Here is a 15,240-nt window from a genome sequence, read left to right as displayed (position 1 = left end):
TTGACTTCGAAAGAGGCGGTGCCGACAATGCCTCGGACGGGACTGCAAGCGCAGCGCACCGAGCAAAGACGCGAGCAGCGTCAGGCGCTGCGCGAGCGCATACTTCAGGTATCGCGTGAAATCGTGAAGCGCGAAGGGTTCGCATCGCTCTCGATGAGAAAGCTCGCCGAGGCGATCGACTATTCTCCCGCCGCGCTCTATCTTCATTTCAGGAGCCGTGACGAGATCGCCCGGGCGTTGCGCACGGAAGGGCACGCGCGTTTGCGCGAAGCGTTTCTCGCGCACTCGACGATCGTCGACCCGGCCGCGCGGCTGAACGCAATGGCACGCGCGTATGTCGAATTCGGGCTGGCCGAGCCCGAGACGTATCGGCTGATGTTCATGATGTTCATGGAGCCCGCAGCTTTCGCCGACGCAGGTGCCGAAGCCACTGCGAGCGGCCACGCGGCGGAATCCGGCGCGGCGGCGCTTTCGCTGATCGCGGACGCGTTCGTCGAGTTGCGCGCGGCCGACCGCCTGCCGCCTCGCGCCGCGCCGCTCGCCTGTGCGGAAGGGCTGTGGGCGAATCTGCATGGCATCGTCGCGCTGAAACTGAACGGCGCGTCGTTGCCCGAGACGCCGGTCGCGACGCTCGTCGAGTTGTCGCTCGATGCGTGGTTCGCGCCGGTCAACGGAACCGAATCCCGATTCACTTGTGCGAATCGACCCGACACTTCAACACGATGACCACCGAAGACATCCGTATCGACACCGCCAATGGCATCGGCTTCATTGCGCTCGATCGTCCGAAGGCACTCAACGCGTTGACCGCGCCGATGCTGCGCGCGATCAGCGAGGCATTGCGCGCGTGGCGCCACGATCAGGCGATCCGCGCAGTCGTCGTCTATAGCCCGCACGTGCGCGCGTTCTGCGCGGGCGGGGACATCCGCTTCCTGTACGAGTCGGCGATAGCGGGCGAACGCGAAGCGATCGACGCATTTTTCACCGACGAATACAAGCTCAACCACGCGATCTTCACGTTTCCGAAGCCCTACGTCGCGGTCGTGAACGGCGTCGTGATGGGCGGCGGCATGGGCATTTCGCAGGGCGCGCATCATACGGGCGGGCTGCGCATCGTCACGCAGTCGACCCGGATGGCGATGCCCGAGACGCGCATCGGGCTCTTTCCCGATGTCGGCGTGAGCTGGTTTCTCGCGCGCACGCCGGGCGCGATCGGCCGCTATCTCGCGGCGACGGGCGCGAGTCTCGCAGCCGCCGACGCGCTCTACGCCCGCATGGCCGACGCCTATCTCGACGATGGCGCGCTGCCAGGGCTCGTCGAGTCCCTGAGGCATCAGCGTTTTCTGGATGGCGTGGAGATCATACGTTTCGTGCAGAACGAAACCACGAAGTACAAGGTCGCGCCAATTCCCGAGCGGAGCGAACTCGCCGATGCGCGCACGATGATCGACAAGCACTTCGCGGCGGGCAACGGTGCGTCGATCCTGGCGTCGCTGGAGCGCGAGGCGGACGTCGGCAACGACTGGGCAAAGCGCACGGCCGCCGAGTTGCGCGAGCGCTCGCCGCTTTCCGTCGATGTAGCGCTGCAGCAGGTCGATCGCGCGAAGTTCTCGACGATGGCCGAGACGCTGCGCCGCGATCTCGATCTCACGCGCACGATGTTCGCGCGCGGGGACGTTCTGGAGGGTATCCGCGCTCGGATCGTCGACAAGGACAACGAGCCGCAATGGAAGATCGCGCGCGTCGAAGACGTGAACACCGCCGATGTGGACCGGATGTTCGAGAGCGCGTGGACGCCCGCGTCGCATCCGCTACGGCTGTTGAAGGACTGACGCTGTGAGAGAAACGGCCCGCGTGGGCCGTTTTTCATTGCGACGCCGGTTCAGCGCGATTCGCTGCCCGCCATGAACGCGCGCATGAACACGAGCGCGCCCCAGCCCCAGATCGCGTTCGCGATGAAGTTCGGCGCGAGGCGCGGCAGCATGTTGCCGGTCGGCCAGATGCCGCGCGCCGGATCGATCACGAACACGCCCACGGCCGTCAGCACGATGCCGCCGAATACGAGAGCGCCGATCCACGGCGCGCTGCGATCGGGCGCGACGCGCAGCAGCCACGCCATCAGCACGCCGAAGATCGAGCTCCATAGCGCATTGGCGATGAATTCGGGAATGCCGAGCGGCAGGAACGGCGCGGTGGAATAGCCGGCTGGATCGACGAGACCCGCGGCATGCAGCAGCGCCAGCGTCGATTCGCGAAAGAAGAGTGCGGCAAGAAAACCAGAAACGAACGGCAGAATGACTTTTTGCATTGGCTAGACCGCCTGGAGCCTCAAGGCGCGTTTCTCTCCGATTATCGTGACGAGCGCCATTATAGTGGCGTCGCGCGCGCTTCCGAGCCGGTTCCGTCGCGATTGCGGGCTATTTTGCGATTGCGTCGCTGGCGGGGCTGTGATGCAGCATGCGATCGCTGTTCGGCGGCGGGTTCGGACGCTTGACGGGCATGTTGTCAGGATTGTCGGGGCGCGTCGCGCTTGCCGACGGCGCGCCGGGTGCGCCCGGTGGCTTGACCATCGATGCGCTGTCGTCGGGGCGCGCGGTCTGGGCTTGAGTTGCGAAAGACGCGACGAGAAGGAGGGTGGCTATCGCGAGGGGAGCTCGGGTCATGATCGGTCTTTCGCGAAGGGGAGACCTTCGATGTGCATGACGCGTGCCCGAGCCAGCTCCGTGAAAGCAAAAAGCCCAGTCGGATCACTGGGCTTTTTGCATGAATTTCCGGTGCGGTGGCCGATGGAACTCGAACGCACGACTTATGAAACGCGCCGCATGAAGAATATCAACGCTCACAGTCCCTGACTTGCCAGCGCAGAACGTCGTTCGTTTCGTCTTCGATGCAGGAAGGGGCGCTCAACGAATGCGTAGGAGAGAGCTGCGGCGCCGATCGAACAGACTGTCGCAATGATGGCCCAGTGCCAGAAATGCGCGATGCTCCATTGCGAGATCGGTTCAAACCTATCCGCGATTCGGATAGAGATCTGCAGCACCGTTAGATGAAGCAGGTACAAACTGTAACTGATCGTTCCGAGCATCATTAATGGTCGAAGGCGCAGTATATAGGGTTTGGTTTTGATAGCGACAAAAAACGCTGCGCTCACGATTACCCATTGAACCAAAGCAACGGTAACGTCCGCGAACGAGCTAAATCCTGCAACCGCGGAAATCGCGGTTGCTATCGCTTCCTTGGGAAACATGACGTCGGCCAGCGCAAGGGCGCAGAATGCCAACGAGCCCAAGAGTGGCCGGGACTGGACGTTGAGGCGAAGTTCCGCAGCGATCGCTCCGGTCAGGAAAAAGAGTAGCAAGTACAATCGCGCGTCGTAAATGAAGATAGTAATTACGAGAACTGCAAGCGCAACCGCCGTTGTCCATCGCCTGGCCCTCAAACCGGCGAGCAGCGGCAGAAGCACATAAAATCCCCATTCGTATGCGAGCGTCCAGGTAACGGTGTTGAACATCGTCGTATCGATTCCATTGAAGCGACGCTGCTGCACGATACCTAAAGCTAGCTGCGCGAATACATCGTGTGCAAGTTCGAACGCTGATACGTGTCTCTCGAAACCATCGATCACACTCAGTGTAAGCATCATCAATATTGCGAAGAGAATATACGCGGGAGCGAGCCGCAGAAATCGATTCCGATAGAACTGTGCCCAATCAGTCGATTTTCCGGAAACTACGACTCTCTTCCAGAACAGATAACCTGTAATACAGAAAAACAGTTGCACGCCGAGCGACCCGCAATGCCCGGGGATATAAAAGCGCTGGCTTCCTGCTACGAAGCCAAAAAGTGCGGGGTATTTCGAATTCAAGGCCGCCGATGCGAACGGGATGTGATTGTATAAGACGAAGAGCGCGGCAACGCCACGCATCCCTTCAATTTCAGCATTTTTAGTATCGTCTTTCATGTGCGGCGCATTTCCACAGAACCAAAGCAAACGAATGATATGGCGAAATTAAGCTTCCATAGGCTCCAGACGGAACCCCCGCTCAACAATTGGACAAACGCTTATTCATATCGAAGGTACGCTATGAGCGTGCTCAATCTTACCTGAGATTCAGGCCATCTTTCCGCTGGCTCCGACCAGTGCCGTGCCGACAGTCGGACCGCCTGCGGCCGCAACGAACGCGCGCGAGTGACTGTATGAATGTACAGCGAAGTATTGTGATGGGACTAAAGCGAAATTCTGAAATCGCGGTTTTTGTAGAAAATCGCGTTACAGAATAAAAAGAACAACTGGGGATTAATGCTGAGAAGAGTGGGGTGGCTGATGGGACTCGAACCCACGACGACAGGAATCACAATCCTAATCATCTAACCATACCGGACAAGGATCTCAGCCCTACGAATGGGAACGCAAGTCGTAAACGGGCCATTGATTCTATTGGCTTTTTCGGACTTCGTTCCCGCGGTTCAGAGTGCTTTTCGCTTCACAACCTTACTGCGGTCATACACTCGCGCGGTCGTTGCCGGGTTCGCGTGGAGGTCGGGAAGGGCGCCGCGTTCAGCTTTATGCTGGGTCACGTAATAGGCGCGGAGATCGTGAAAAGTGAACCTGTGCTGAATCACTTTCTTTTTAATCGCCTCGAGCATCAACTTTCCCCACGTCGCCTTAAATCCCTCTTGCGTATATGACGTCCCGAAGCGATTCGGAAATACGTAAAGGCAATCCGGATTCTTTTGACGAGCGCGCACGACTTTCAATCGGGCGATTAACTCGGATATATGCGGAGTGATTTCAATTTGCTCGATCACTTCGCCGCGCTTTTTGCCGCGCTGCTTAGCGCGCTTAATCCGAATATGCCCGGCAACCTCGTCGACCTGCGGCCACGACAGGTCGAGAAACTCGACCTTCCGATTGCCCGCGCCGGCAGCGTATTCCGCGGCCATCCCGACAAGCGCGCGCTGGCCGCCCTGTTCCGCCAGCCAAGTGGCGAACGCGGCAAACTCTTCCGGTTCCGGCGCTTCGGTGCGCGGTTGCTCTTCGTTGCGCTTCACCTCGCGGCAGGGATTGTGTTTCGCCTCGCCGCGCTCGATCGCGAGCCCGATCAGGTTCGAAAGCAGCGCCATTTCTCGATTGGCGCGCACCGGCGCGTCGGCACGCTCCTTCCGGAGGTATTTCGCGACATCCGTCGCATCGATCAGGTCGGCGCGCGCATCGCCGAAGATCTCCAGCAGCTTCAGCGAGCACTGCTCGTAGTCCGTCCGGGTGTACTGCGAATACCGCTTCCAGCCCGGCGTCTCCTTAAACTGCTCCCACAGGCGAGCGATCGTCCCGATGTCGTCGCCACCGCCGGTGATCTCCAGCACTTTCCGAATCGCTTCGATCCGGTCGGGGCCGAGGTTGACCGGCTTTGCGCCGACCGGGTGATACCTGTACGTGAACCCCTTCTTCGTGGGCCGCGCTTCCATGCGAGGCAGGAGGCCATCGCGCACTGGTTTTCTCATGCTGCGTTCTTCCACTTGATTACGGATTTCTTTTGCGTCTCGCTCGGGCCGCGATTCACCTGCTCCCACGTCAGGAGCGGGTGCCCGTCCGCTTTACGCGGCGCGTCGATGCCGAGCGCCTTCTTGATCCAGCGCTTCTGTGCCGCGCCTTGGCGCAGGCCGCCCGTCAGTTCGACGAGCTGGTCATTCGTCACGATCGCCATGCTGGCTCTCCAGATACGCGCGCGTCACGCGCATGAATTCTTCGATTTGCTGCTGCATTTCACTGCCTAAAGTTCTGTCTGTTGCTGCCGATAACGCGGGCATGAACAAGATCAAAGCCCAAACCCTTCTCGAGTCCGCCGACGCCCTTGCGGTGGCGGACGTTGTCATTCAATACGGCCACTACGACGCGGACAGCAAAGCGCACGGCGATGTGTACTGGCGCACTTTCATTCACAAGCTCGCTCAGGAAGCGCCGAATTGGAAGCTGCCCGACCTGATGCAACTGGCGCATTCCTGATTCAAGCTTCCGCAGCGGGCGCACATCAGATCCACTCCGCGATCAGGTATGCGATTCCCGCGATGACCGGAACGGCAAGGCAGGCCCACTCGAACGCGGTCAGCTTGCGCATCGCTGCTCCAGCGCCATGGCCGCGTCGATAGCCTCGCGCGCCGATTCGTAGAACTCGCCCGCGCCAGAAATGACGCCTGCGCTGCCGTGAAGCTGGCACGTCTCGCCGTACCACTGCACGACGGCGCCAGTGCGGAGCATGAAGTCGAGGCGGGCGGTGTCGGATGCGAGCGCGATGGTTTGCTCGGTCATTTCGGATCCTTCGGCGCGTGGATGGTGATGTCGCGTTGGTCCCCACCATCGACTTTGATTTCCTTTTCTACGTCATGCCCCTGACGGCGCACCAACTCGATGGTGAGGCCGACGAACGCGCCAGTCAGGATGGACAGCACATCGCCGACCGGCGCCTCTTCCAACGCCGCCTCAATTGCTGTGCCTAGTTTTTCGATTGCGGTATTCATCCCTGCTTCTCCTTGGCAATGGCGGCGTCGATCAACTTCTGAACGGAGGTGAACGCTTCGTCGAGCGTGCTGGCGGTATAAACCGCGTGCCTGGCGCTTTGCAAAGCTGCGACTGATCCGCGTCCCGCATCCTTCTCCATCCCCGCGATCCGCTCGCGCAGCGCGGCGATCTCGGCGGATGGGTGGGTGTAGAGCGGGCGAATCGCGGTTCCATCGGCGTAATTCGGCTTGTGCTCTTGCGTATGCCATCGCTGCGTAACTTCGTCTTGCCACTGCCACGCCACCGGCTCCGCCTGCCCCTCACTCGCGCCCATCCGGCGTCGTTTCCGTCCATGCGGCCGATGGCTTCGCCTTCCTTCTTGAAGGCCCAATCGCAGTACGCTTGATACTCTGCTTTCTTATCCATGCTTCGCCTCCTTTGCGATGGCGTCGATAGCGTCCTCAAGCGCCGTGTTGTATCCGAGCCGATACTGAGATTCCGGCTCGTCGCTCGGACCCATCTCATCGGCCGGGTTCTCGATGAACAGCGCTTTGATTCGCTCACTCGCCCCCGCCGCATCGGCTACCGAACTCGCGGGAGTGGCGGCGAGATAGAGCAGCGTCCCGTTCTCAAGAGCGTTCGTGAGCCATTCAGCGCGGGCATATGCGTCGCCGTCCACATCGACGCCGTACACAACGCGCGCCACAGGCTCTTGCTTCGCCCCCGCCGTGTCGGCGATGCTCGCGGAGAGAAGGGCGTTCAACCGTGCAACAAGCGCGACCTCAGCGTCGTAATCGGCCTTCGCTTCGTGATCGTCGCCCCAGTCGTCGCGGCTGTCGAAGGACGTATGGCACGCGCGCAGCGACTCGGCGCTCTGCGTGATGTTGCTGATTGCGTCGCGGATAACCGCGCGTCGTTCTTCTGTCATCTTTCAGCCCTTGATTCGGTGAACGAGGCCGGTCGGCGTGCGCTCGATGTCGCTTTTGCTGGCAACAGGCGTCGGCAACTCCGGTGCCGGTGCCGCGCGGTGCTCAGGCTGCTGCAAGAAGCCCGAGCCTGTCGCGTCAGTCGCTCGAATGAAGTCGACTTCGACCTTGGCGCTGTCGACCAGGACACGCGCCACGTCGGCGACAGCGCGGGCGCGCTCGACTTCCATCGGATTCTCGCGGTTGCGCAGATCCGCGAGGGTGTCGAGCAGATGCTGACGAACGGTGCTGATGTTGTTGCTCACGACTGTTTCTCCTTCGCCTCGCGGGCGATGCGATTGACTTGGCGGGTGATGGCGCCCTTGAGCTGCACAAGCTTCGCGAGCTCGGGATCTCTGTTGCGCGGGTGGTTGCGGTGCGCGAGTTCGGCGCGGCTTACGAGTTCGAGGGCGTCGAGCGTGATGCGCTCAGGGTCGGCGGTTCGCCGGCCTGGCAGAAAGCAGACGACGTGACCTGGCGGAATCGGGCCGTGCTCAGCTTCCCAAACGAGCCGATGCACTCCGACCCAGCGGCGCGCCGGCACCGGATGATCGTCGTTCACTTTCCGCTCAAGATAGCCATCCTTGCTGATGCGCTCCGAGCCGATCGGCACATAGTTGTGCTGCGCCGCTCCGCTCATCGAACCCTTCTTGAACTGCGTGCGGCGGCAGTTCTCATGCGTGCCGCAGATGCCCTTGACGCCCTTGTTCCACGACGTCTGCCCCTTCTGGAAGCGCGTCGCGATCATTCGCGCGTCCTGCTTGCCGCGCTGCACGCGCCCGCTGCGGTCAGACTCCATGAACGACTCGGACTTGTGCAGGCCAAGCTCTCCGGCCTTCGCATAGACTCGTGCAATCGAGCATCCAAACTCGCGGGCAAGCTCGCCGGTTTGCCGGTGGGCATATTCGCGCTTCAGCCGCGCGATCTCTTCATCTGTCCAAAAGCGTCGCTGCATGGCGACCTCCCAATACTGCGTTTCCAATTCGGATCTCAACACGCTGCTGCTCGACGTCCGCGACCATCTCCAAGAAGCTCTCGCACGCGCGGTGAACTTGCTGTGCCGTGGGTTTCTTCGCCAAGCCGAGCGCTTCGAGTGCTTCGAGCAGGGCGCGGAAGGTGGGGAGGAGGCGGGTCACGCGGGAAAGCCGTCGTGCGTCGCGCCGTCCAGCTCGCGGCCGGCGGCTTTCTTGCCCATGAGGAACAGGGGCTTCCCGTAACCGCCATTGCTGCGGAAGTCGCCATAACCGAGAGTGCCGTCAGGCCAGGCGCTCGTATTACCCCGCGCTACGGCACTGGGATTCGCACGCTGTTCGTCGACGGTCATGTGGCGCCACTCGCCCCATTGCTTGAACAGGAAGGGCAACCCGGCGGCGGCGCACTGGTCGCGCAGCGAGCGGGCCCAAACAGGATGCATGGGGCGCGCATCGCGTCCGCTTTCACCGCCGACGATGACCCAATCGATTCCGTAAAGCAGCGGCGGCAGCGCCGGCTCGCGGCTCGGATGGAACTGGTCAAGCTGTACCGGGCCAAGCAACGGTTCCATCGACAGGAAGCGCACGCGCGCGTCGATCGACACCAGCTTCGGGATGTCGCGGTCCGCCTCTTCCTGATTAACGATCGTCGCACCGAGCCACACATTGCGCGGCAGATGGTCGACACCGATATGGCGGAGCATCGTCGGCACATTGCCGATGCGCTTCGTCAGCAGCAGCCAGTCGAGATTCGGCGTTTCGGCGATCAGACGGAACAGGTCGCGGCGCCACAGAAGATCGACGGCGTTATCGAATACATCGGCGAGCGACGCGCAGAACACACGCTGGCGGCGGCCGTGCTTGTACAGGAAGTCAGCGTGTACCGCGTTCCAATGCAGAGGCTTGCGCCAGTTCGCGCCCGACGTGCGGCGCCGCGGCGCGCCTGGGCCCCAGTTGATCGCCGTGCCGCCAGCGAAGCGCGCGTTGCGCGTCTCGGCGTAGCAGTGATCGCAGCCCGGTCCGACCTTCTGGCAGCCTTCCCACGGATTGAATGTGTGGTCCGTCCACTCGATTTTGCTGTTTTCGCTCATACTAGGATTCCCGTCTGTAACTGGAGAGAACTGTGTCCATCGATCCGCGAAAGCTCAAATCTCTAGAGTTGCTTGCAGAGGGCGTTCGCCCGCTGTTCCCCGCAGGTGTTGAGTTTCATCGCGCGCCAGATGCGCCTCGCAACTTTTTTCTCGATTGGCCGCTGGCAAACCAGCCTGACGACCTCACCCAAACGTCAAGAACTGTCTCGATTTACTTCTCAGATCAGTTCTTGGAGCAGCTTTCTTCGCTCTCCGCCGAAGATCTGGAGCGACACATTTCGAAATTGCACGCCCTCGTCAAAGAGCGGATGCGTGACTTCGATGACGGAAGCAAGACGATTCGCTACCGCGTCAAAGAAGCTTTCGTCATTGACCTCACGGAATACCTCACGATCTGAATTGATGACGCTGCTAGCCTGTCGCCCTTTCGGGTTGCCCATCACGGCCAGGCGGCGCGACGCCATCAAGTCAGACGGCCGGATTACGCGCCGGCGCGCGGTTGGTTGGAATTCAGTGCGCCGCCGGCCAGCGGATGCGCTTCTTGCGTTGCTCGATCTCTTCGAAGTGACGCTTGGCGCGCAGATCTGCGCCGCGCACGAGCGCGATTGCGGCAACCATCGTCACGAAGAACAGAAGGACTACTATCTGAGTCGCGTTCATGGTGAGGTTTTCCGGGACCAGTTATCAGATGCAGCGCGTATGTGCGCAGCGTTCCATTTCGGCCTTGCGGTGCGACGATTCGGAATCGAGGGCGAGGAAGGCTGCCGCGACGATCAGAACGACCGCCCAGATCTTCAGCAGAGTCATTTCCAAAGCGCTCCGGCGGGAGCCGCTACACAGAGGAACCACACGCATGCGATGCCGATGGAGTAGAGGCTTCCAACTCCGACGGCTTTAATCAGAGTATTGGCATCCTCCAGCCGCTCGACATCGCGGAGCAGGGCGTTGTCATTCAGTACGCGTTGCATCTTCGTTTCCCGTTCAGATGGTCATTAGCCAAATACCACCCGCCGTCGCAAGGAGTGCCCATGCGAGCGCGGCGGAAATCAGTCCAATCTTTCCTACCATTCCATCCTCTCAGTGCGTCGGTGAGTGCATAGGACAAATAATACAAAGGTATTTGGAGAAAGTAAATACGAATGTATTTGCCGTAGGGATTTTTGTGATCGGACGGGGCGCGCCGCGGGAATTGGTAGCGCGCAGACAACAAAAAACCCGCCGAAGCGGGTTGCTCGAAGAGGACCGAAATTAGCTTGCCTTGGCCAGTGGCGCGCTTTCGACGCCAGCGTCGATCTGGTCCAGAAGGGCATGGGCGATCGTCAGCTGCGCGGGCATGAGGTGCTTGGAAGCAAGCAGCTGACTCACGCGCCATCGCCAGTAGGCGAGTGGGAGCACGCGCCTCGGATTCTTCACTTCGCAGGGCACGACGGCGCGGAGGTGCGCAAGATCGATGTCTGTCAGACGCAGCTCGTAAGCACCGACGGGGAATAGGTCTCTGGGTTCCATAACCCTACTATCGGCAAGGAGACGCCCGTTCTTAAACGTTTACCCAACAAAAAACCCGCCGAAGCGGGTTCATTGGTGGGGCCCCCCGGCAGGGCGCGGTAGTCAGTCTGCCGGTTTCTGGTGAGATTTTGGAACGCGGAACGAAGGGACATTGGGCGGAGGGATGCGCGCACGAACCGCTAGACTCTGAATCAGTTCGCGGTAAAAGGGCCAGAGATGGTATGGGACGTTTCGCAACGAGTATTCCGAGACAGCGTCTTCATCGAGATCCGTCGGGAGGCAGCCGTGTACGAGGTATTCGACCATGAAGTCGATGTTCGCATCAAATACCACGTCCTCGGGCGCCGGTTCTTTATCGTCACCCAGCAGCCCTTCGGGCCCCATCCGGACGAGCCTAGTCCTTGTCGAAATCTTAAATCGGAAAATGTGGATCTTCTGCGGCCCTTCAGCGGCCTCGACTTCGATCTCTCCAATCATGGCGTCCGCGTTTCTCCACGTCAGTCGTGTGAAAGTGTCGAACGCCTGGCGATGATCGTACCAATCGGCTACCTCGAAAAGAATCTTGGACGGGAAGGCCGATTGAACCATCAAGTGGTCAAGGACGAACGCGAGCTTGTCGTTCATGCAACCTTCTTCAAGAAGTTCTGCTCCTGCGCAGTCTGATTCATCGCGTGAAGCTTTACCAATTTGAGGCTTCGGAAACCAACACCGTGACTCGGAATCATCGCAGCATCGTCGACAGTGGCCGTGAATTCGGTAACTGGGAGCGAGATCGCTTTGTTCGGTACGATGCGTACGTCCAAATGCGCGTCCAACGCATGTACGGCTTCCGCGATCGTCTGAATCGTGACGTTATGCTCTCCGCTCAGAACGCGACTGATGAACGGAGCATGTTTTCCCATGATCTCCGCCAATTTCGCTTGACTTACGCCTTTGTCTCGCATCACAGCAACAATCTGACGCGCGATGTCCAGCATCGCGCCTTCGGCCCAGTACGCCGGCGTTTCCTTTGCCTGTTCAAAAGCCTTTTGGTAACGGTTACTGATCTTCATCTTCTGCTCCATCCTCGATCTGTAAATTGCCGTTTGCCTTGTCGGCGAAATACTGCCTAAAGACGCTTTGCGCGGCTTCGACAAGCTCTCGCGGTGTTGTATTTTTCTTCCCGCCCTGCTTGTAGAAGCAATGTGATACGACGACTAATTTGCCTGCGTCGTAGAACCAGAGTAGGCGCAACTTCGCCGTGACATCGAACTGCCAGATCTTCGGTTCGTCAGTAGAAACATGGTGACTCCTGTTATCCGGTAAAGATGCCGGGCCATGAACGGAGACTTTCGCGAGGAACGCGAGGCAGGCCGACATCTCGTCCTCCCGGACTCCAGAGAGCACCGCGTCTCCCCGGTCGTTGAGCAGCTCGTAGATGCTCCAGACATCACTGATAACGGCAGCTATGCGCAAGATCTTAACTTAAAAGTTATTGTGATTCACTTTACTTGACTTCGCTGTGTGGCATTTCGCACGGCGCCGGGGCAGACCGAAACATCACAGACAGCTCCGCGCTGCCTCAACGAACTTGCCATTGCCGTACGGCAGGCGGGTGAACATGGTTACCGAGCCGGACTGGTTGTCGAGCAGCAGTTCATACCCCGCAATCCCGCGGACTGTCAGAGTAACCCCCTTTGCCGTCGGCGCGTACGTGACAGCATCGGATCCCGCGTCCTGCCAGCCCATCTGCACGCATCCTGCATATTCGGGCGCCGGTCGCGAAGTCTCGCCGGTGAATGCTGGTTGCTTGGTGCGAAGATCATCTGCGGTTGCGCAGGCTCCAAGTGTCGCACCGAGTGCGACTACAACGAGAAGCTTCATCTTGTTGTCTCAATCTGGGCGCCACGCGGACGGCTTTGCGATCCAACCAACGTAGTGCATTTTTTCGATCTCATCGTCCGCGAACGCAAGGCTTCCATGCGTCTCGTTGACCGATGCCAAGTGACAGCGGCCGGCGCGTTTGTAAAGGAACTCCTTCACCATCACGCGCCCGTCTTTCGACTTGACCAACACCTCATCACCGGGCTCGATCTCGTGATTCGGCTCGATAACGACGAACTCGCCATCCTTGATTCGAGGACGCATCGAGTCGCCCTTGCACCGAAGGGCGTATGCGTCTTTGTCCTTAGTCGGCACGTCTACGAACCCGTCACCATGTCCGACGGGGTATTCGACGTCAGCCCAAAAGCCACCGTCTCCCAATTGCGCCATGCCCACTACCGGTATTCCCCGCCATCCAGTTACTGGAATAGGGTTCCATTCATCGTTATAACGAACAGCCGTCGTCCGTTGCCCCTTGCCGAGCATCAACCATACTGAGTTGATGCTGTACTTTTCCTGAAGGGCAACGGCCTCGTCGACGCCTATCGTCGCGGTTTTTCCAGCCAACCAACCTGCTACGACTTCCTCAGTCGTGCCTGCCGCTGCCGCGACGGCTGAAATGTTCCCGCCGGCGGTTTCCAGCACTGACTTAATTCTATCTGCCAGACCGGGCGCGCCGAATGACTGATTAGCGGCCGATTTCCCGCTCTCTTTGGCGGACCCCGTAAGCCATTCGACGGTTACGCCTAGCGCGGCCGCGATCTGTGGAAGCTTGGTCGAACTCTTGTTCCTGCCGCTTTCAAGATGGCCGATCGTGCCTTGGCTGACGCCCGCCTTATCCGCGAGCTCGTCCTGGGACCACCCGCGCTTTTCGCGGGCCTCAATCAGGCGCTTCCCAATACCAATATTACTCATGTATTGGAGCGTACCCGAATCATCGACTACATTGGTATTGACATCCAAATACATATGTATTAATCTGTCGTTGTTATTACTTGAAATGGGGCAGACAAATGGACGCGCGACAGCTCGTCGTTTCGATCCGAAAGCGAGGGCTTTCTCAGGAGGAAATTGCGGAGCGTTGCGGTTTGTCGCAGGGCGCGATCAGCCACATCGAGACGGGCCGTCGCAAGGACGTTCGAGCGACCACTAAAGACAGCCTTGTAAAGCTCCACGCTGAATTGGCGACCGAGCACAACGCGGAGGCTGCATGACCGAGGTTCCGCTTACGGCTGCCGAGCAAAAGGAAGTGCGAGCGATGCTCCTTGAGTTGATCGCAAAGAACTTCCCCGAGGCGTATATCGATGAGGTTCGAAAGAAAGCGGTCCTGCAGATCCGCGAACTGAAAGCGGAGTCAGCAGGACCAGCCAAAGCAGCGAAGTAATCGGCGAGTGTCCTTCTTCTGTCGGTTTGAGTATGCGGCTCACTCGATCTGATTGAGGACTACTAAGCTCACCGTGGTCTCCCAGGCTGCACTCGTTTTTCATTTTAGTTTTACCCCGTTTTTTGTTTTGGTCCGTCTTTTGTTGAAAGCATGGTACGGACCCAAAAAGGAAAAATCATGCGAAGCGAATCGCACAAGACCCGAATCGCAGTCATCCGAGACCACGTGGCCGCGTGGCGCAAGGAGCAGGGCTGGAGCCGCGAGGCAGCGGCGATGGCGATCGTCGATGCACACGAACGAATCGGCGGTGCAGCGGTCACCGGCATCACGTTCGAAAGCAGTGGCGACGCATTCACGACGGCGAAGAAGAACGCAGATCGCATATGGCGTTGGCTCGACGACGAGTCGAAGGACAACAACCTGATGCCGGCGAACTTCGAGAACTCGATCCTTGCGGCGTTTCCGATGGAGAGGCGCGTGGACGTGCTCAACGAGATCCTGAGCCAGATCGACTGCGTGGCGCGAGCGCGTCACCAGAAGTCCAGCGCGGATCTGAACGTTCAACACGTCATGCAAGTCATCGTTCGCACGAATCATCGGACCGAATCCGATGCGGCCGATTTGCTCGACGGCATCGACCCGGGCGAACTGCCGCGCCTGCACAGCAGCCTCGCGCACGACATTCGCGAAAAGCAGCAGGTCATGCGCGCTGTCGAGGCGGAAATCTCGAAGAGCGGCGTTCAAGTCGCTGAACTGCGGAAGGTGTCGTGATGGTGTCCGCCGGTCACGTTTTCGCCGCCTTCCCCGACATGATCACCACGGGTCGTTTCTTTGACGGCCCGCTCACTGCCGAGCACCAAGAGAAGGTTGAAGCCGAAGAGGCGAAGACCTGCATCGGTTGCGGCGCCAAGCAACGCGCGGACGGTTCGCTGCCGTGCGGTCACGACAACGACCTTTGAGGTCA

29 protein-coding genes are annotated in these 15,240 nt (G+C 59.7%); 9 read left to right on the top strand and 20 right to left on the bottom strand.

Annotated features, from left to right (window positions below):
- The first annotated feature begins 27 nt into the window (after positions 1-27).
- Together AWB80_RS15665 and AWB80_RS15660 are read left to right on the top strand one after the other, a co-directional pair.
- Positions 28-726, top strand: coding sequence for a TetR/AcrR family transcriptional regulator (locus AWB80_RS15665; RefSeq protein ID WP_061175593.1), 699 nt, complete (start codon positions 28-30; stop codon positions 724-726).
- Positions 723-1,832, top strand: a complete 1,110-nt coding sequence (locus AWB80_RS15660; RefSeq protein ID WP_061175592.1) for an enoyl-CoA hydratase/isomerase family protein — start codon at positions 723-725, stop codon at positions 1,830-1,832. The genes AWB80_RS15665 and AWB80_RS15660 overlap by 4 nt, the downstream gene beginning before the upstream one ends.
- A 50-nt stretch (positions 1,833-1,882) precedes the next feature.
- Here AWB80_RS15660 and AWB80_RS15655 read toward each other — a convergent pair whose 3' ends face one another.
- Complete coding sequence (locus AWB80_RS15655) at positions 1,883-2,308, bottom strand: hypothetical protein (protein ID WP_061175591.1); 426 nt, start codon at positions 2,306-2,308, stop codon at positions 1,883-1,885.
- Between the two features lie 149 nt (positions 2,309-2,457).
- Here AWB80_RS15655 and AWB80_RS45425 point away from each other — a divergent pair, with 149 nt between their 5' ends.
- Positions 2,458-2,607, top strand: coding sequence for a hypothetical protein (locus AWB80_RS45425; RefSeq protein WP_160147448.1), 150 nt, complete (start codon positions 2,458-2,460; stop codon positions 2,605-2,607).
- A 232-nt stretch (positions 2,608-2,839) separates the two neighbouring features.
- Here AWB80_RS45425 and AWB80_RS15645 read toward each other — a convergent pair whose 3' ends face one another.
- The 3 genes from AWB80_RS15645 to AWB80_RS15635 form a co-directional block, all read right to left on the bottom strand.
- Positions 2,840-3,961, bottom strand: a complete 1,122-nt coding sequence (locus tag AWB80_RS15645) for an acyltransferase family protein (protein WP_061175590.1) — start codon at positions 3,959-3,961, stop codon at positions 2,840-2,842.
- A 506-nt stretch (positions 3,962-4,467) separates the two neighbouring features.
- Positions 4,468-5,502 (bottom strand): site-specific integrase, encoded by a 1,035-nt coding sequence (locus tag AWB80_RS15640; RefSeq protein ID WP_061175589.1) that lies wholly within the window; start codon positions 5,500-5,502, stop codon positions 4,468-4,470.
- A complete protein-coding gene (locus AWB80_RS15635) occupies positions 5,499-5,705 on the bottom strand; it encodes a DUF4224 domain-containing protein (protein WP_061175588.1) in 207 nt (68 codons plus the stop codon). Before AWB80_RS15635 ends, AWB80_RS15640 begins: the two co-directional genes overlap by 4 nt.
- Positions 5,706-5,806: 101 nt before the next feature.
- Between AWB80_RS15635 and AWB80_RS15630 the strand changes: the two genes are divergently transcribed.
- Positions 5,807-6,004: a hypothetical protein gene (locus AWB80_RS15630; protein WP_061175587.1), complete on the top strand. Its 198-nt coding sequence runs from the start codon at positions 5,807-5,809 to the stop codon at positions 6,002-6,004.
- Positions 6,005-6,103: 99 nt separating this feature from the next.
- Here the strand turns inward: AWB80_RS15630 and AWB80_RS15625 are convergent, their stop codons facing one another.
- From AWB80_RS15625 to AWB80_RS15590, 7 genes are all read right to left on the bottom strand, one after another.
- Entirely contained in the window at positions 6,104-6,307 is a 204-nt protein-coding gene (locus AWB80_RS15625; protein ID WP_061175586.1) for a hypothetical protein, read from the bottom strand.
- Entirely contained in the window at positions 6,304-6,516 is a 213-nt protein-coding gene (locus AWB80_RS15620; RefSeq protein ID WP_061175585.1) for a hypothetical protein, read from the bottom strand. The genes AWB80_RS15625 and AWB80_RS15620 overlap by 4 nt, the downstream gene beginning before the upstream one ends.
- Complete coding sequence (locus tag AWB80_RS15615) at positions 6,513-6,830, bottom strand: hypothetical protein (protein WP_061175584.1); 318 nt, start codon at positions 6,828-6,830, stop codon at positions 6,513-6,515. The genes AWB80_RS15620 and AWB80_RS15615 overlap by 4 nt, the downstream gene beginning before the upstream one ends.
- A gap of 84 nt (positions 6,831-6,914) precedes the next feature.
- Positions 6,915-7,424, bottom strand: a complete 510-nt coding sequence (locus AWB80_RS15610; RefSeq protein WP_061175583.1) for a hypothetical protein — start codon at positions 7,422-7,424, stop codon at positions 6,915-6,917.
- A gap of 3 nt (positions 7,425-7,427) precedes the next feature.
- Positions 7,428-7,727 carry a hypothetical protein gene (locus AWB80_RS15605; RefSeq protein ID WP_061175582.1) on the bottom strand — a complete coding sequence of 100 codons (300 nt, stop codon included), beginning with the start codon at positions 7,725-7,727 and terminating at the stop codon, positions 7,428-7,430.
- Positions 7,724-8,458, bottom strand: coding sequence for an HNH endonuclease signature motif containing protein (locus tag AWB80_RS15600; protein ID WP_244206527.1), 735 nt, complete (start codon positions 8,456-8,458; stop codon positions 7,724-7,726). Before AWB80_RS15600 ends, AWB80_RS15605 begins: the two co-directional genes overlap by 4 nt.
- A gap of 135 nt (positions 8,459-8,593) precedes the next feature.
- Entirely contained in the window at positions 8,594-9,523 is a 930-nt protein-coding gene (locus tag AWB80_RS15590) for a phage Gp37/Gp68 family protein (RefSeq protein WP_061175579.1), read from the bottom strand.
- Between the two features lie 32 nt (positions 9,524-9,555).
- Here AWB80_RS15590 and AWB80_RS15585 point away from each other — a divergent pair, with 32 nt between their 5' ends.
- Positions 9,556-9,921 (top strand): hypothetical protein, encoded by a 366-nt coding sequence (locus tag AWB80_RS15585; RefSeq protein ID WP_143328053.1) that lies wholly within the window; start codon positions 9,556-9,558, stop codon positions 9,919-9,921.
- Positions 9,922-10,033: 112 nt separating this feature from the next.
- On the opposite strand, the gene AWB80_RS43995 is transcribed toward AWB80_RS15585, so the two are convergent.
- The 9 genes from AWB80_RS43995 to AWB80_RS44610 form a co-directional block, all read right to left on the bottom strand.
- On the bottom strand, positions 10,034-10,183 hold the full coding sequence (locus AWB80_RS43995) for a hypothetical protein (RefSeq protein ID WP_160147447.1): 150 nt from the start codon (positions 10,181-10,183) through the stop codon (positions 10,034-10,036).
- A gap of 24 nt (positions 10,184-10,207) precedes the next feature.
- Positions 10,208-10,330: a hypothetical protein gene (locus AWB80_RS45325; protein ID WP_279628659.1), complete on the bottom strand. Its 123-nt coding sequence runs from the start codon at positions 10,328-10,330 to the stop codon at positions 10,208-10,210.
- Positions 10,327-10,491, bottom strand: coding sequence for a hypothetical protein (locus tag AWB80_RS44400; RefSeq protein WP_167390459.1), 165 nt, complete (start codon positions 10,489-10,491; stop codon positions 10,327-10,329). The genes AWB80_RS45325 and AWB80_RS44400 overlap by 4 nt, the downstream gene beginning before the upstream one ends.
- Positions 10,492-10,771: 280 nt before the next feature.
- The gene (locus AWB80_RS43990; protein WP_061175577.1) at positions 10,772-11,029 is read right to left on the bottom strand and encodes a hypothetical protein; all 258 of its coding nucleotides are present in this window, start codon (positions 11,027-11,029) and stop codon (positions 10,772-10,774) included.
- Positions 11,030-11,131: 102 nt separating this feature from the next.
- Complete coding sequence (locus AWB80_RS15575) at positions 11,132-11,653, bottom strand: hypothetical protein (RefSeq protein ID WP_061175576.1); 522 nt, start codon at positions 11,651-11,653, stop codon at positions 11,132-11,134.
- Positions 11,650-12,081 (bottom strand): helix-turn-helix domain-containing protein, encoded by a 432-nt coding sequence (locus AWB80_RS15570; RefSeq protein ID WP_160147446.1) that lies wholly within the window; start codon positions 12,079-12,081, stop codon positions 11,650-11,652. Before AWB80_RS15570 ends, AWB80_RS15575 begins: the two co-directional genes overlap by 4 nt.
- Positions 12,068-12,484, bottom strand: a complete 417-nt coding sequence (locus AWB80_RS15565) for a type II toxin-antitoxin system RelE/ParE family toxin (protein ID WP_244206526.1) — start codon at positions 12,482-12,484, stop codon at positions 12,068-12,070. The genes AWB80_RS15570 and AWB80_RS15565 overlap by 14 nt, the downstream gene beginning before the upstream one ends.
- An 84-nt stretch (positions 12,485-12,568) precedes the next feature.
- Complete coding sequence (locus AWB80_RS43280; protein WP_143328052.1) at positions 12,569-12,892, bottom strand: hypothetical protein; 324 nt, start codon at positions 12,890-12,892, stop codon at positions 12,569-12,571.
- Between the two features lie 9 nt (positions 12,893-12,901).
- Positions 12,902-13,861, bottom strand: coding sequence for an XRE family transcriptional regulator (locus AWB80_RS44610; RefSeq protein WP_087131323.1), 960 nt, complete (start codon positions 13,859-13,861; stop codon positions 12,902-12,904).
- 44 nt (positions 13,862-13,905) lie between these two features.
- On the opposite strand from AWB80_RS44610, the gene AWB80_RS15550 reads away from it, so the two are divergent.
- The 4 genes from AWB80_RS15550 to AWB80_RS43980 all read left to right on the top strand — a co-directional run bounded on the left by AWB80_RS15550 (position 13,906) and on the right by AWB80_RS43980 (position 15,235).
- Positions 13,906-14,106 (top strand): helix-turn-helix domain-containing protein, encoded by a 201-nt coding sequence (locus AWB80_RS15550; RefSeq protein WP_061175573.1) that lies wholly within the window; start codon positions 13,906-13,908, stop codon positions 14,104-14,106.
- A complete protein-coding gene (locus AWB80_RS43985) occupies positions 14,103-14,276 on the top strand; it encodes a hypothetical protein (RefSeq protein ID WP_160147445.1) in 174 nt (57 codons plus the stop codon). Before AWB80_RS15550 ends, AWB80_RS43985 begins: the two co-directional genes overlap by 4 nt.
- 177 nt (positions 14,277-14,453) lie before the next feature.
- A complete protein-coding gene (locus tag AWB80_RS15545) occupies positions 14,454-15,047 on the top strand; it encodes a hypothetical protein (RefSeq protein ID WP_061175572.1) in 594 nt (197 codons plus the stop codon).
- Positions 15,044-15,235 carry a hypothetical protein gene (locus tag AWB80_RS43980; protein WP_160147444.1) on the top strand — a complete coding sequence of 64 codons (192 nt, stop codon included), beginning with the start codon at positions 15,044-15,046 and terminating at the stop codon, positions 15,233-15,235. Before AWB80_RS15545 ends, AWB80_RS43980 begins: the two co-directional genes overlap by 4 nt.
- The last annotated feature ends 5 nt before the right edge of the window (positions 15,236-15,240 follow it).

Origin of the sequence: Caballeronia pedi (assembly GCF_001544915.2) — a bacterium.
In the GTDB taxonomy this organism is placed as follows: domain Bacteria; phylum Pseudomonadota; class Gammaproteobacteria; order Burkholderiales; family Burkholderiaceae; genus Caballeronia; species Caballeronia pedi.
This window is presented reverse-complemented; position numbering and strand designations above follow the sequence as displayed.